This is a genomic window from Micrococcus sp. KRD070, assembly GCF_017168435.1.
GTDB classification, from domain to species: domain Bacteria; phylum Actinomycetota; class Actinomycetes; order Actinomycetales; family Micrococcaceae; genus Micrococcus; species Micrococcus luteus.
In genome coordinates, this window is record NZ_JABFNH010000021.1 from 69339 (window position 1) to 83666 (window position 14328).

General features: G+C 74.4%; 16 protein-coding genes. 12 read left to right on the forward strand and 4 right to left on the reverse strand.

Annotated elements, in window-relative coordinates; all coding sequences use genetic code 11:
• Positions 1-47: 47 nt before the first annotated feature.
• Both J1M38_RS07385 and J1M38_RS07390 read right to left on the reverse strand, forming a co-directional pair.
• Complete coding sequence (locus J1M38_RS07385) at positions 48-1142, reverse strand: S66 peptidase family protein (protein WP_206481403.1); 1095 nt, start codon at positions 1140-1142, stop codon at positions 48-50.
• An 85-nt stretch (positions 1143-1227) separates the two neighbouring features.
• Positions 1228-2577, reverse strand: coding sequence for an AMP-binding protein (locus J1M38_RS07390; protein WP_206481402.1), 1350 nt, complete (start codon positions 2575-2577; stop codon positions 1228-1230).
• A gap of 349 nt (positions 2578-2926) precedes the next feature.
• On the opposite strand from J1M38_RS07390, the gene J1M38_RS07395 reads away from it, so the two are divergent.
• From J1M38_RS07395 to crtX, 9 genes are all read left to right on the forward strand, one after another.
• On the forward strand, positions 2927-3475 hold the full coding sequence (locus J1M38_RS07395; protein ID WP_020626537.1) for a hypothetical protein: 549 nt from the start codon (positions 2927-2929) through the stop codon (positions 3473-3475).
• A gap of 161 nt (positions 3476-3636) precedes the next feature.
• A complete protein-coding gene (locus J1M38_RS07400; protein WP_010079993.1) occupies positions 3637-4713 on the forward strand; it encodes a polyprenyl synthetase family protein in 1077 nt (358 codons plus the stop codon).
• A 1-nt stretch (position 4714) separates the two neighbouring features.
• Positions 4715-5611, forward strand: a complete 897-nt coding sequence (locus J1M38_RS07405; protein ID WP_113914447.1) for a squalene/phytoene synthase family protein — start codon at positions 4715-4717, stop codon at positions 5609-5611.
• A complete protein-coding gene (crtI, locus tag J1M38_RS07410; RefSeq protein WP_206481651.1) occupies positions 5608-7308 on the forward strand; it encodes a phytoene desaturase family protein in 1701 nt (566 codons plus the stop codon). The genes J1M38_RS07405 and crtI overlap by 4 nt, the downstream gene beginning before the upstream one ends.
• Positions 7305-8189: a prenyltransferase gene (locus J1M38_RS07415; protein WP_036384345.1), complete on the forward strand. Its 885-nt coding sequence runs from the start codon at positions 7305-7307 to the stop codon at positions 8187-8189. Before crtI ends, J1M38_RS07415 begins: the two co-directional genes overlap by 4 nt.
• Positions 8159-8548, forward strand: coding sequence for a C50 carotenoid gamma-cyclase subunit alpha CrtYg (crtYg, locus tag J1M38_RS07420; RefSeq protein WP_036314902.1), 390 nt, complete (start codon positions 8159-8161; stop codon positions 8546-8548). The genes J1M38_RS07415 and crtYg overlap by 31 nt, the downstream gene beginning before the upstream one ends.
• On the forward strand, positions 8545-8901 hold the full coding sequence (gene crtYh, locus J1M38_RS07425; protein WP_036384348.1) for a C50 carotenoid gamma-cyclase subunit beta CrtYh: 357 nt from the start codon (positions 8545-8547) through the stop codon (positions 8899-8901). Before crtYg ends, crtYh begins: the two co-directional genes overlap by 4 nt.
• A 1-nt stretch (position 8902) precedes the next feature.
• Positions 8903-9454 carry a hypothetical protein gene (locus J1M38_RS07430; RefSeq protein WP_180949560.1) on the forward strand — a complete coding sequence of 184 codons (552 nt, stop codon included), beginning with the start codon at positions 8903-8905 and terminating at the stop codon, positions 9452-9454.
• Positions 9451-10242 (forward strand): C50 carotenoid glucosyltransferase CrtX, encoded by a 792-nt coding sequence (gene crtX / locus J1M38_RS07435; RefSeq protein WP_036384352.1) that lies wholly within the window; start codon positions 9451-9453, stop codon positions 10240-10242. Before J1M38_RS07430 ends, crtX begins: the two co-directional genes overlap by 4 nt.
• Here crtX and J1M38_RS07440 read toward each other — a convergent pair.
• A complete protein-coding gene (locus tag J1M38_RS07440; RefSeq protein ID WP_241246551.1) occupies positions 10227-11843 on the reverse strand; it encodes an SDR family oxidoreductase in 1617 nt (538 codons plus the stop codon). The genes crtX and J1M38_RS07440 overlap by 16 nt on opposite strands.
• Positions 11844-12035: 192 nt before the next feature.
• Between J1M38_RS07440 and idi the strand changes: the two genes are divergently transcribed.
• Positions 12036-12605, forward strand: a complete 570-nt coding sequence (gene idi / locus J1M38_RS07445; protein WP_206481416.1) for an isopentenyl-diphosphate Delta-isomerase — start codon at positions 12036-12038, stop codon at positions 12603-12605.
• A gap of 30 nt (positions 12606-12635) precedes the next feature.
• On the opposite strand, the gene trxA is transcribed toward idi, so the two are convergent.
• Entirely contained in the window at positions 12636-13076 is a 441-nt protein-coding gene (gene trxA, locus J1M38_RS07450; RefSeq protein ID WP_049145764.1) for a thioredoxin, read from the reverse strand.
• Between the two features lie 212 nt (positions 13077-13288).
• Between trxA and aroQ the strand changes: the two genes are divergently transcribed.
• Positions 13289-13741 carry a type II 3-dehydroquinate dehydratase gene (gene aroQ, locus J1M38_RS07455; RefSeq protein WP_044659289.1) on the forward strand — a complete coding sequence of 151 codons (453 nt, stop codon included), beginning with the start codon at positions 13289-13291 and terminating at the stop codon, positions 13739-13741.
• Positions 13742-13837: 96 nt separating this feature from the next.
• Positions 13838-14320, forward strand: a complete 483-nt coding sequence (locus tag J1M38_RS07460; protein ID WP_044659290.1) for a pyridoxamine 5'-phosphate oxidase family protein — start codon at positions 13838-13840, stop codon at positions 14318-14320.
• The last annotated feature ends 8 nt before the right edge of the window (positions 14321-14328 follow it).

A 14328-nucleotide genomic window follows, 5' to 3' on the forward strand; every position in this document is an offset into this window, starting at 1 on the left:
TGGGGCCTCGTTGACGGCCACCGTCTGAGCCGCAGGTTACCAACAGTTCACCCGAACCCCGCCCACACCCGCTTCTCCACGCCGTCCACGGTCATCACGCCCCCGTGCGGCAGGATCCACTGCGGCCGCGTGTGGCCGAACGGCACGCCCACGCACACCACCGCGTCCGGGTTGTACTGCGCGACGGTCTCCACCACCACGTCGGCCTGCTCGGCGCGCAACCGCGCCCGCTCCTCCGGGCTGCGCGGCACCTCGAAGGAGCTCGCCGGCGGCCGGGCTGCCAGCACGGCGTCCACGGCGCCGAGCACCCCGCGCTCGCCCAGGATCCGCAGCAACCGCCGCACTTCCCCCACCGACGGCAGCTCCTCGCTCGTCTCGATCAGCAGCACGCCACCCTCCAGCGCGCCCAGATCACAGGGTCCGCGGCCGGCCGCCATCACCCACGGCAGCACCTCCAGGCACCCGCCCCACGTCCGGCCGGTCACCGCGCGCTGCGGCCCGGCCCAGCGCCACGGTGAGGCGCCCGCGCCGGGCGCGCCGCCGTCGTCGTCATGGGCGCCCGGCACCGGCTCGCGCGTCCCGAACTCGGTGAGCGCCCGCGGGTCCAGCCAGTCGACGCCGTGGTCCTCCGACTCCCCCGGCTCCGTGATCTCCAGCCGCCCTCCCGTCAGTAGGGCGGCCCGCAGGGACGCGGCGTGCACCTCATCCACAGCCGGTCCCGGCCCCAGGTGCACCTGGGTGGAGCCGCCGTAGAAGCTCGCCACGCCGTTCGCCCACAGCCACTGGTGCAGGTTGGTGTTGTCGCTGTAGCCGAGGAACGGCTTGGGGTCCGCGCGCACTGCGTCCGCGTCCAGGTGGCCGATCACAGTGATCTGGTCCTCCCCGCCCACCGTGGCGATCACCGCCCGGATCTGCGGGTCCGCGAACGCCGCGTTCAGGTCCCGCGCCCGGTCCTCGGGACTCGCCCCGAGCTGCCGGGTGGTGGGGTACTCGACCGGCACCAGTCCGGTCACCTCGGCCAGGCGGCGCATCGCCTGCTCGTGCACCGCGGGCGCGAAACCGGGAGCCGCGAACGACGGCGAGACGACGGCGATCCCGTCGCCCGGCTGGGCCTTGGGCGGGTGGACGAGCGGCTGAGTCATACCGGGAGCGTAACGAGAGGCCACCTGTCCGTCGTTCGTCTCACGCAGACCAGACGGCCCGCGCCCAGACCGCCCGGCACGCCCCTCACCCCTGACGCAGCTCGCGGCGCAGGATCTTGCCCGTGGCGTTCTTCGGCAGCCCGTCCAGGACGGTCACCTCCCGCGGCTGCTTGTAGCGGGCCAGCCGCTCGGCCGCGAACGCCTGGAGTGCCTCCCCCGTGACGGCGCTGCCCGGGGCCAGCGAGACGAAGGCGGCGATCTCCTCGCCCAGCCGCTCGTCCGGCACGCCCACCACGGCGGCCTCGACCACGTCCGGGTGCTCGTAGAGGACCTCCTCCACCTCGCGGGGGTACACGTTCATGCCGCCGCGGATGATCACGTCCTTGAGCCGGTCCACGATCATCACGTACCCGGCCTCGTCCCGGCGGGCGATGTCCCCGGTGCGGAACCAGCCGTCCTCGTCGAACGCCGCCTCCGTGTCCTCCGGGCGGCCCCAGTAGCCGGCCATGATGCCCTCGCCCCGGATGCGCAGCTCACCGGAGGTCTCGAGGTCCTCCTCGGGCACCTCGGCGCCGTCCATCGCGACGATCCGGAACTCGAAGCCGTCCACCGGCCGGCCCACGGTGCCCGGGCGGGTCGGCGCGTCCACGGGGTTGAAGAAGCACGCACCCGCGTTCTCGGACAGCCCGTAGCCCTCCAACACGGGCACGCCGAACAGCTTCTCCGCCGCGCGCAGCGTCTCCACCGGCAGGCTCGCACCGCCGGAGAGGGGCATGCGCAGCCTCGAGAAGTCCGCCGGCTCAGCCCCGGCCTCACGGCGGGCCCGGGCCACGGAGAGGAACGCCCCGTGCATGGTGGGCACGCCGGGCAGGAACGTGATGCCGTGGTCCTGCAGCTGGTCGTAGGCGGCCTCCGGCACGAACCGCGGCATCAGGGACAGGGTGGACCCGGCGAACACCGCGCCGTTGAGCACCACCGAGAGCCCGAACACGTGGAACATCGGCAGCGCCGCGAACACGACGTCGTCCGGGCCGAGCCGGCCCAGGCCGGTCGCCGTCGCCATGGCGTTGGAACGCAGGTTCGTGTGCGTCAGCCGGGCACCCTTGGGCCGCCCCGTAGTGCCCGAGGTGTAGAGCAGGACGGCGTCGTCGTCGGGGTCCCGCAGGGTGATCTCCGTGACCGGGGCGATGCCCTCGGCGGCGCACTCCCGCCCGACCGCTTCGAGGTCCAGGGTGACCACCTCGACGTCGACGTTCCCGGCCGCCTCGTCCACGGCCGGCAGCCCGGGCATGGCCCAGAGCATGCGCGCCCCGGAGTCCTCGAGGAAGTACTCCAGCTCACGGGCGGTGAACAGCGGGTTGAGCGGCACCATCACCGCGCCCAGACGCATGAGCGCCTCGTAGACCGCCACGAAGGCCGGGACGTTGGGCAACATCTGGCACCGGATCGCCTCCGACCGCGAGAACGTCGTGCATCTCGTCCGGCAGGCCGACGACGCCGGCCCGCCCGTTCCGGGAACGCCTGCGCTCGGTATGGGCGCACTTTGCAGGCTCAGAGCGACCGCACGCGTTCCAGGTCCGCCGGCGCTCACCCCGCGAGCTCACCCCGCCTGCGGGGAGGGCGTGGCCGGGGTCTGCATGCCTCTCAGTGTGGCAGGCGAGCCGGGCCGCCCACCGGATGTGGGCCACGTCACCTCGACCCGATCCCGGCGGCCGGGCGTGGCTAGAGTGCTGAGGTCGGCGCCACACCCCGGCGCGTCCCACGTCACTCGAGGAGAGCACCCCATGGCCTTCGCCGCCCTGTCCCGTTCCGCCCGTCTTGCCGGCCTGTCCGCTGCCGCGCTGCTGGCCCTCACCGCGTGCGGCGGTCAGGACTCGTCCGACGCCGACGCGTCCGCCTCGACGACGGCGCCCGCCTCCGCGTCCGCGCAGGGTGCGGAGTCGTCGTCCGCCTCGGCGTCGTCGCTGTCCGCGGCCCCGGCCGACTACGAGGCCGGCACGTGCTTCACCGCCCCGCTCGGCGCCCGTGACCTGTCCTCCTTCGAGACCACCGACTGCGAGGGCGCCCACACCGCGGAGTACCTCTGGGCCGTGCCGGCCGTGGCCGAGGGTGAGGAGGCCGACCCGGCCGCCGCCCAGACCTGCACCGCCCAGGCCCAGCGCCTGAGCGAGGAGAAGGAGGACCAGCTGAACGGGGCCGTCCTGACCTCCTCCGAGCTGGGCAACTACGGCACCGACGAGAAGCACTGCGTCGTGTACGGGGTCTCCGGTGAGTGGGAGGGTCAGATCGTGGACCCGGAGATCACCCTGGAGACGGCGTCCGCCGACGCCTGATCCCGCCGGCGGCCCCGTGCGTCGTGAGATCGCGCCGCTCGGGACCGCCGCGGATGGACGCGGGACCGGCGCGGCCCGTAGTGTCTTCTGCGTCCAGAAGTTAGACGGTCGAACAGATGCGGCGGTCGGTGCCGCGTCGTGTCCGCCACCGAGGAGGCGCCATGGGTGAAGCGAGGACTGGCGGCGAGGCCGCGCTCTCCGGGGTGACCGCCGAGCTGGACGCCGCGCTCCGACATGCCGCGGCCCAGGCACCCGGATCCGCCGCCTTCGCCGAGCTGCTCGACTCGCTCCACGTCCATGTGGGCGCCGGCAAGCTCATCCGCCCCCGTCTCGTCGAGCTCGGCTGGCGCCTGGCGACCGCCGACCCGGTCCCTCCGTCCGGCCGCGCTGCCGTCGACCGACTCGGGGCCGCCTTCGAACTGCTGCACACCGCGCTGCTCGTCCACGACGACGTCATCGATCGGGACGTGCTGCGGCGCGGCCAACCCGCCGTGCACGCCTCCGCCCGGCACCGCCTCGAGGCCCGCGGGGTGCCCGCTGCGGACGCCGCCCACGCCGGGGTCGCCGTCGCCCTCATCGCGGGGGACGTCCTGCTCACCCAGGCGTTCCGGCTCGCCGCCACCTGTGCCGCCGACACCGCCCGTGCCGCCGAGGCCGCCGCCGTCGTCTTCGACGCCGCCGCCGTGACTGCCGCCGGCGAGCTCGAGGACGTGCTCCTGGGGCTGTCCCGCCACACCGGTGAGGAGCCCGATCCCGACCGCATCCTCGCCATGCAACGGCTCAAGACGGCGCACTACACGGTCGGCGCGCCCCTGCGCGCCGGCGCCCTCCTGGCCGGGGCGGATCCCGACCTCGCCCGGGCGATGGGCGAGGCCGGCGCCGACCTCGGCGCCGCCTACCAGGTGATCGACGACGTCCTCGGCGTGTTCGGCGATCCCGGGGAGACCGGCAAGTCCGCCGACGGCGACCTGCGCGAGGGCAAGGCCACCGTGCTCACCGCCCACGGCCGCCGCATCCCCGCCGTCCGCGCCCTGCTCGACGCGGGCCCGGCCACCCCCGCGGACATCGAGGCCGCCCGCCGCGCCCTCGAGGCGGCCGGTGCCCGGGAGCACGCCCTCGACGTCGCCGCCGAGCTCACCGTCCGCGCCCGCGAGCGCATCGCGGCCCTGCCCCTGGACGAGACGGTCCGGGCGGAGTTCGCCGACGCCTGCCACGCCGTGCTGACCCGGAGGTCCTGAGATGGCCGCGCCCGCCCCGATCCCTGCCGCGCTGTACACGCGGACGGCCCACGCCGCAGCGGCCCAGGTGATCCGCCGTTACTCCACGTCCTTCTCCTGGGCCTGCCGCACCCTGCCCCGGCAGGCACGCCAGGACGTGGCGACGATCTACGCCATGGTCCGCGTCGCCGACGAGGTGGTCGACGGCGTCGCGGTGGCCGCCGGGCTCGACGAGGCCGGGGTCCGCGCCGCCCTGGACGACTACGAGCGGGCATGTGAGGCCGCGATGGCGTCGGGCTTCGCCACCGACCCGGTCCTGCACGCCTTCGCCGACGTGGCCCGTCGCCACGGCATCACCCCGGAGCTGACCCGTCCCTTCTTCGCCTCCATGCGCGCGGACCTGGGGATCCGCGAGCACGGCGCCGAATCCCTGGACGCCTACATCCACGGCTCGGCCGAGGTGGTGGGACTGATGTGCCTGCAGGTCTTCCTCTCCCTCCCCGGCACGCGGGCCCGGACCCCGGGCCAGCGGCAGGAGCTGCGCGCGCAGGCCTCCCGGCTGGGGGCGGCGTTCCAGAAGGTCAACTTCCTCAGGGACCTGGCCGCGGACCACCACGAGCTGGGCCGCACCTACCTGCCCGGTGCCGCACCGGGCGTGCTCACCGAGGCCCGCAAGGCCGAGCTCGTGGCCGAGGTCCGCGCCGACCTCGACGCCGCCCTTCCCGGCATCCGTGCCCTGGACCCCGGGGCCGGGCGCGCCGTGGCCCTGGCGCACGGACTGTTCGCGGCCCTGGCGGACCGGATCGAGGCGACCCCGGCGGCCGAGCTGGCCCACCGCCGTGTCCGGGTGCCGGACCGCCAGAAGGCCCGGATCGCCGCCCGCGTCCTGGCACGGGGCCGCCGGGGAGGCCGCCGATGAGCGCCCGGGACACCGCTCTCGGCCCGCGCACCGTGGTGGTGGGCGGCGGGTTCGCCGGACTGGCCACGGCGGGCCTGCTGGCCCGCGACGGGCACCGGGTGACGCTGCTGGAGCGCGGCGCCGTCCTGGGCGGCCGTGCCGGACGCTGGTCCGAGGCGGGGTTCACCTTCGACACCGGGCCCTCCTGGTACCTGATGCCCGAGGTGATCGACCGCTGGTTCCGCCTCATGGGGACCTCCGCCGCCGAACGGCTGGACCTGCGCCGCCTGGACCCCGGCTACCGGGTGTACTTCGAGGGGCACCTCCAGGAGCCTCCCGTGGACGTGCGCACCGGCCACGCGGAGACGCTGTTCGAGTCCCTCGAGCCCGGCGCCGGGCGCCGGCTGCGGGCCTACCTCGACTCCGCGTCCCGGATCTACGGGCTCGCCAAGGACCACTTCCTCTACACGGACTTCCGCCGGCCGGCCGCCCTGGCCCACCCGGACGTCCTGCGCGCCCTGCCGGCCCTCGGGCCCCAGCTGCTGGGGGGCCTGCGCTCCCACGTGGCGGCCCGCTTCCAGGACCCCCGGCTGCGCCAGATCCTGGGCTACCCGGCGGTCTTCCTCGGCACGTCCCCCGATCGTGCCCCCGCCATGTACCACCTGATGTCCCATCTGGACCTCGCCGACGGCATGCAGTACCCCCTCGGCGGGTTCGCGGCCCTCGTGGACGCCATGGCGGAGGTCGTGCGCGAGGCCGGCGTGGAGATCCGCACCGGGGTCGAGGCGACCGCCGTGGAGGTCGCGGACCGTCCCGCCCCCGCCGGCCGCCTCGGACGCCTGGCCGCCCGCCTGCCCAGGCCGGGAGCAGCCCGCGGGGACGAGGGCCGACGTCGCCGCCCGGGCCAGGCGACCGGCGTCGCCTGGCGGTCCGACGACGGCGCCGCGGGACGCCTCGACGCCGATGTGGTGGTGGCCGCCGCGGACCTGCACCACGTGCAGACCCGTCTGCTGCCTCCCGGCCGGCGCGTCGCGGAGTCCACGTGGGACCGGCGCGACCCCGGCCCCTCCGGCGTGCTCGTGTGCGTGGGCGTGCGCGGATCCCTGCCCCAGCTGGCCCACCACACCCTGCTGTTCACGGCGGACTGGGAGGACAACTTCGGGCGCATCGAACGGGGAGAGGACCTCGCCGCGGACACGTCGATCTACGTCTCGCGCACCTCCGCCACGGACCCGGGCGTGGCCCCGGAGGGCGACGAGAACCTCTTCATCCTCGTCCCGGCCCCCGCCGAACCGGGGTGGGGGCGCGGCGGCATCCGGGTCCGTGACGGCCAGGGCTGGCGGGTGGACCGCGCCGGGGACGCCCAGGTGGAGGCCGTGGCGGACCGGGCCCTCGACCAGCTGGCCCGATGGGCCGGGATCCCGGACCTGGCCGAGCGCATCGTGGTGCGGCGCACCTACGGGCCCGGTGACTTCGCCGCGGACGTGCACGCCTGGCGGGGTTCGCTGCTGGGCCCCGGGCACACGCTGGCGCAGTCGGCCATGTTCCGTCCCTCGGTGCGGGACGCGGACGTGGCCGGCCTGATGTACGCGGGCTCCTCGGTGCGCCCGGGCATCGGGGTGCCCATGTGCCTGATCTCCGCCGAAGTGGTCCGGGACGAACTGCGCCACGACGCGCGCAGGGCCCGGCCCGCGGGCCCCGGGGGGAGCGGCGCATGATCCGCACCCTCTTCTGGGCGTCCCGGCCGGTCAGCTGGGTGAACACGGCCTACCCGTTCGCCGCCGCCGCGATCCTGACCGGGGGGCTGCCCGCGTGGCTGGTGGTCCTGGGCGTCGTGTTCTTCCTCGTGCCCTACAACCTGGCCATGTACGGCATCAATGACGTGTTCGATTTCGCCTCGGACCTGCGCAACCCCCGCAAGGGGGGCGTGGAGGGCTCCGTGCTGGGCGACCCCGCGGTGCGCCGCCGGGTGCTGGCGTGGTCGGTGCTGCTGCCCGTGCCGTTCGTGGCCGTGCTCGCGGGCTGGTCCGCCGTGCGGGGCGAGTGGGCCGCCGTGCTGGTGCTGGCGGTGAGCCTGTTCGCGGTGGTGGCGTACTCCTGGGCGGGGCTGCGGTTCAAGGAGCGGCCCTTCCTGGACGCCGCGACCTCCGCCACCCACTTCGTCTCCCCCGCGGTCTACGGCCTCGTGCTCGCCGGGGCGACCCCCACGCCCGCCCTGGCGGCGCTGCTGGGGGCGTTCTTCCTGTGGGGCATGGCCTCGCAGATGTTCGGGGCGGTGCAGGACGTGGTGCCGGACCGGGAGGGGGGCCTGGCCTCGGTGGCCACCGTGCTGGGCGCTCGGCGCACCGTCCTGCTCGCCGCCGGCCTGTACGCGGCGGCGGGCCTGCTGCTGCTGGCCACCGACCCGCCGGGCCCGCTCGCGGCGCTGCTGGCCGTGCCCTACGTGGTGAACACCCTGCGCTTCCGCCGCGTCACGGACGCCACCTCGGGCGCGGCCCACCGCGGCTGGCAGCTGTTCCTCCCCCTGAACTACGTGACCGGCTTCCTCGTGACCCTGCTGCTGATCGGGTGGGCGCTGACCCGGGGGGCGGCGGCATGATCTACCTGCTGGCCCTGCTGGGTGTCATCGGCTGCATGCTGCTGGTGGACCGGCGCTTCGAGCTGTTCCTGTGGCATCGCCCGCTCCCGGCGCTGCTGGTGCTGGCCGCCGGGGTGGCCTACTTCTTCGCCTGGGACCTGTGGGGGATCGCCGAAGGCGTGTTCCTGCACCGGCAGTCGCCCTACATGACCGGGGTGATGCTCGCCCCCCAGCTGCCCCTGGAGGAGGGGTTCTTCCTGCTCTTCCTCAGCCAGATCACGATGGTGCTGTTCACCGGGGCGCTGCGCCTGCTGCGCGGCCGGCGAGGTGACGCCCGTGCCGCGACGCCGGCCGATCCGACCGACGGGGGCAGCCGGTGACCTTCCTCGACCTCGTCCTCGTCTTCGTGGGCTTCGCCCTGGCCGTGCTCGTGGGCGCCGCCCTCGTCGGCCGCGTGCGGGGCGAGCACCTGCGGGCCGTGGCGGCCACCCTGGTGGCCCTGTGGGCCCTCACGGCGGTCTTCGACAACGTGATGATCGCCGCGGGGCTCTTCGACTACGGCCGTGAGCTGCTGGTGGGTGCCTACGTGGGCCAGGCGCCCGTGGAGGACTTCGCCTACCCGCTCGGCTCCGCCCTGCTGCTGCCGGCGCTCTGGCTGCTGCTGACGAGCCGTGGTCGTGCCGGTCGGCGCGGCCCTCGGCCGGGACGCCGCCCCCACCCGGACGATCGCTGACATGCTGCCGCTGATCCCCGCAGACCTGCTGCGCGCGCTCGGCCTGATCCTCGTCCCGGTCGCGGCGGTGCACGCCGGATGGCCGTCCGCGGCGGCGATGCTGCTCGTGTTCGGCTCCCAGTGGCTCACCCGCTGGCTCGCCCCGGGCGGTGCCCTGGACTGGGCCGCGCAGGCGGTCCTGCTGCTGGCCGGGTGGCTGAGCGTCATCGGCCTCTACCCACGGGTGCCGTGGCTGGACCTGCTCGTGCACGCCGCCGCCTCCGCCGTGGTCGCCTGCCTGACGGCACTGGTGGTGGGGGCATGGCTCCGGCGTCGGGGGACCGAGGCCGGGCAGACCGTGGCGCTGCTCGGCCCGGGCCTGGCCGGGCTGGGGATCGCGGCCGCCGCCGTGGCCCTGGGCGTGGTGTGGGAGCTGGCCGAATGGTGGGGGCACACGGCGGTGACCCCCGAGATCGGTGTGGGCTACACGGACACCATCGGCGACCTCGCCGCCGATCTCGTCGGCGCCGGGATCGGCGCCGCCCTCGCCGTGCGCCGGGAGCGCACCCGGTGACCCCGGCCCGCCCCACGGTCTCCGTGGTCGTCCCGGTGCTCGACGACGCCGAGCACCTGCGCGTGTGCCTCGCCCTGCTGGCCGCCCAGAGCCGGCCGGCGCTGGAGGTGGTGGTGGTGGACAACGGCTGCGTGGACGACTCGGCGGTGCTCGCCCGCGCCGCCGGCGCGCGGGTGGTGCACGAGCCGCGCCGCGGGGTCCCGGCCGCGGCGGCCGCCGGCCTGGACGCCGCGGTCGGGGAGCTGCTGGTGCGCTGCGACGCCGACACGCGGATGCCCGCGGACTGGCTCGAACGGATCGTGGCCCGGTTCGACGCCGACCCCGGGCTCGACGCCCTCACCGGGCCGGGGACCTTCCACGACCAGCCCGGCCTCCGGGGACAGGTGCGGGCGGCGCTCTACACCGGCGCGTACCGCTGGGGGGCGGGCGCCGCGGTGGCGGCCACCCCCGTCTGGGGCTCCAACTGCGCCCTGCGCGCCGAGGCGTGGCAGGCTGTGCGGACCCGCGTCCACCGCGAGCGCGGGGACGTGCACGATGACCTGGACCTGTCCTTCCAGCTGGCCTTGGCCGGCCGCCGGATCCGGTTCGATCCGGACCTGCGGGTGGAGGTCGCCGGGCGCATCTTCCACTCCCTGCGCCAGCGGGTGCGGCAGGGCCGGATGGCGGTCACCACCCTGCAGGTCAACTGGGCCCGGCTGTCCCCCGGGCGGCGGTGGCTGCGCCGGGCGGCCCGGTCACGCCCCCGGCCCCACTGGGGGCGTGGCCCCGACGGTCAGTCCCGCGACTGAGCCCCGCCGGCGCCGCGGGCTCGCCTGTCCAACGGGTTGCGACGCAGGGGCAGCCGGTCCACCAGCGGCCGCAGCAGGCCGCGGGTGCGGGGACGCTCGCCGCCGTCGTGCCGGCGCCTGGCCTCGGCCAGGATGTTCGCGGCCATCTCCGGGAACACCACGGCGTGGAAGGGCAGGATGGCGGTCCAGTAGGCGCGTCCGAGCAGGCCGTCCGGCATGAAGACCGCCCGCTGGCGGTAGACGGAGCCTCCGCCCTCCCGCGGCTCGGTGCTCAGCTGCAGCCAGGCCCGCCCGCCGGCCTTCATCTCCGCCCGCAGGGTCAGCCGCCGCCCCGGCTCCACGTCCTCCACCCGCCACCAGTCCACGGCGTCGCCGCGTCGCAGGTGGTTCGGGTCCCGCCGGCCGCGGGTCAGGCCGGGCCCGCCGGCCAACTTGTCCATCAGCCCGCGGATCTTCCACAGCAGCGGGGTCGAATACCAACCGTTGGCGCCGCCCACCGACTCGATCACCGGCCACACCTCCTGCGCGGGCAGGTCGGACTCGCGCTCGCGCTCGTCCGTGTAGACCGTGGTGCCGGCCCACTCGGGATCCGAGGGCAGGGGGGCGGCCGGGTCCGCGGAGCTCTGGAGGTCCGCGTCGAAGGTGACGTCCAGGGGGCCCTCCTTCTCCCGCTTCAGCGCCAGCCGCACGGCGTCCATGTAGGAGGTCAGCCCGCCCGGCGGGTCCGGGATGAGGTCGCGGACCGAGCGGTCCTCCACGACCGCCTCCTCGGCGAGGGATGCGGCCAGGGGCAGGGCCACCGCGACCGGGATGGGTGTCACCATGCCGATCCAGAAGCCCGCCAGGGTCTTCAAGGGCAACGGGGTGGGGATCACGATGCGCCGGGACAGGCCGGCGGCCTTGGCGTAGTCCACCAGCACGCTCGCGAACGGCTGGGGGTGCCCGTTGCCGATCTGGGCCCGCAGCTGCACGGGCTCCGGGAGGGCGCAGGCCTGCAGGAGGTAGTACAGGACGTCGCGGATGGCCAGCGGCTCCACCCGGTTCCTCAGCCAGGACGGGCCGGGCATCACGGGCAGCCGCTCGGCGAGGTGGCGGATCATCTCGAACGAGGTGGAGCCCGAGCCGATGATCACCCCGGCCTCGAACGTCAGTGCCGGGGTCGCCGCCCGCTCGAGACGCTCGGCCACGAGGGCGCGGGAGCGCATGTGGTCGGACAGCTCCGCGACGGGGACCGTGTCCGGGTGCAGGCCGGAGAGATAGACGAGCTGGGCCACGCCGGCCGTGTCCGCGGCGGTGCCCACGATGTCCGCGATCCGCTGCTCCTGGGCCACGAAGTCGCCGCCCCCGCCCATGGAGTGCACGAGGTAGAGCACGGTGTGCACGTCCTGCATGGCGGCTTCCACGAGGTCCACCTCGGTGAGGTCGAGCTCCACCGCCTCGATGCTGTCCGACCACGGTCGGTCCGCGAGGTCGGAGGGGTTCCGGGCGCCGGCCCGGACGTCGAAGCCGGCGGCGAGCAGCTCGGGGATGAGGCGCCCGCCCACGTACCCGGTGGCACCGGTGACGAGGACGCGACGGCCCCGGCCCTGTCTCTTATACAAATCTCCGAGCCCACGAGCCGCGTAGTAAACTCGTATGCCGTCTTCTGCTTGAAAAAAAACGATACACTTATACTAAAAAAGCTGGTACTGAATACCTTTATATTACTCCTACTAAGAATGAAGAAGTACAAGCATTTGTTGATTACTACGCGTCTCGTGGGCTCGGAGATGGGTATAAGAGACAGACCGTGGATGGCGGCCTCGGACGTCCCGGTCGCCGGCCCCGACGACGTTGAGCGCGTGGTCCTGCTGTCCCCGGCGGGCGAGGCCGTGGGCACGGAGCCCAAGGCCGCGGTCCACCGCCGCACCGAGGACGGCGGCACGCCCCTGCACCTGGCCTTCTCCTGTCACGTGTACGACGAGGCCGGCCGGTTCCTGCTCACCCGCCGGGCGCTGGGCAAGGCGGCGTTCCCCGGGGTGTGGACCAACGGGTTCTGCGGGCACCCCGGCCCCGGCGAGTCCCCCGCGGAGGCCGTGCTGCGCCGCGCCCCGCAGGAGCTGGGCGTGGAGGTGTCCGACGTCGTCGAGGTGCTCCCCGACTTCCGCTACCGGGCCGCAGACGCCTCCGGCATGGAGGAGCACGAGATCTGCCCCGTGTTCCGGGCCCGGATGCACGGCGACCCCGCCCCGGAGCGGGACGAGGTCGCGGAGTGGTGCTGGGTGGAGCCGGCCGATCTGGCCGCCGCCCTGGCCGCCGTCCCCCGGGCGTTCAGCCCGTGGCTCGTGGAGCAGTGGCAGCAGGGGGCGTTCGACCCGCGGTGAGCGGCCGGCGCGGCGACGCCGCGCGGGCCGTCAGCGGCCGTTGACGTCGTCGAGGTGGGCGGCGGTGGACTGCACGGCCTCGTCCTGCGCCGGCTCGGCGTCGCCCTGCTGGCCCTGCTGCTCCTCGGCCATGCGGCGGACCTCCGCGACGTCGAGGCCCTTGACCTGGTCGAGCAGCTGCTCGAGCGCGGTGCCCGGCAGGGCGCCGGCCTGGGAGAACACGAGCACGCCGCCGCGGAAGGCCATGAGCGTGGGGATGGAGGTGATGCCGGCCATCGCCGCCAGCTGCTGCTGGTCCTCCGTGTCGACCTTGGCGAACACGACGTCCTCGTGCTTCTCCGAGGCGGCCTCGAACACGGGGGCGAACTGGCGGCACGGGCCGCACCAGCCGGCCCAGAAGTCCACGAGCACGGTGTCGTTCTCGGCGACGGTGGAGCCGAACTCCTCGAGGGTCAGGTCCTTGGTGGCCACGGTGGGTCCTTTCGTCAGCGGGGCCGACGCGTTCACGCCGGCGATCGTCCTGCCGACCACAACGGACACCCCGCCGCACCTATTCCGCCCCACCCCACTTTCGTTCGGGAAACGGCGGCGTGTCCCGGCACTTTCGTTCGGGAAACGGGCGCCTTCCACGCACTGTCGTGGCCGAGACGGGAGCCGTCGTCGTCGCTTCCTAGACTGACCGCATGACCGCCACTACCGCCCTGCCCCTGCTCGTGCTCAACGGCCCCAACCTGAACCTGCTCGGCACCCGCGAGCCCGAGGTCTACGGCACGGCCACCCTCGACGACGTCCGTGCGCTCACCGAGGCCCGCGCGGCCGAGCACGGGCTGACCGTGGACTTCCGACAGTCCAACCACGAGGGCGAGCTCATCGACTGGATCCAGGAGGCCCGCACCTCCCACGCTGGCGTCCTCATCAACCCCGCCGCGTACTCGCACACCTCCATCGCGATCCGCGACGCCCTCGCCGCCGTCGACCGGCCGATCGCCGAGGTGCACATCTCCAACGTCCACCGGCGCGAGGCGTTCCGGCACCACTCGCACGTCTCCGCCGTCGCCGACGTCGTGATCGCCGGGGCGGGCGTCCAGGGCTACGCCCTCGCCGTCGACTGGCTCGCCGCGGCTGTGCGCCGCTGAGCGCTGGTCAGGACCCGCCTGGCCGTGCCTAGGGTCGGTGGTACGAGCCGGTGGCCACATCAGGGCGCCGGCACCCGACGACGAAGGAGTCACGCCATGGGCACCCAGGATCCCCGCGCCCGTCTGCTCGAGAAGCTCGCGAAGGTGAACGTCTGCATGCTGACCACCGCTGAGCGGGACGGCACGCTCGTCACCCGCCCGATGGGCCTGCAACAGGCCGAGGACGGCGGCACGCTCTGGTTCCTCACGCGCGCCACCTCCGACGTCGCCGCGGACGCTCCGCAGCGCCCGGTCAACGTCGCCGTGCAGGACAAGGACTTCTGGGCCTCCCTCGCGGGCCACGGTCAGCTCGTCCGCGACGACGCGCGCAAGAAGGAGTTCTGGAACCCGGCCACCGAGGCCTTCTTCGGTGAGGGCTCGAGCCCCGAGGATCCGCAGATCGTGCTCGTGCGCGTGGACGTGCAGACCGCCCAGTTCTGGGAGTCCCCGGGCGCGGTGGCCACCGCCGTCGAGCTGGTCAAGGCCAAGGTCACCGGCGGGACCGCCGAGCCGGGCGACAGCGAGACCGTCCGCTTCTGACGGCGCTC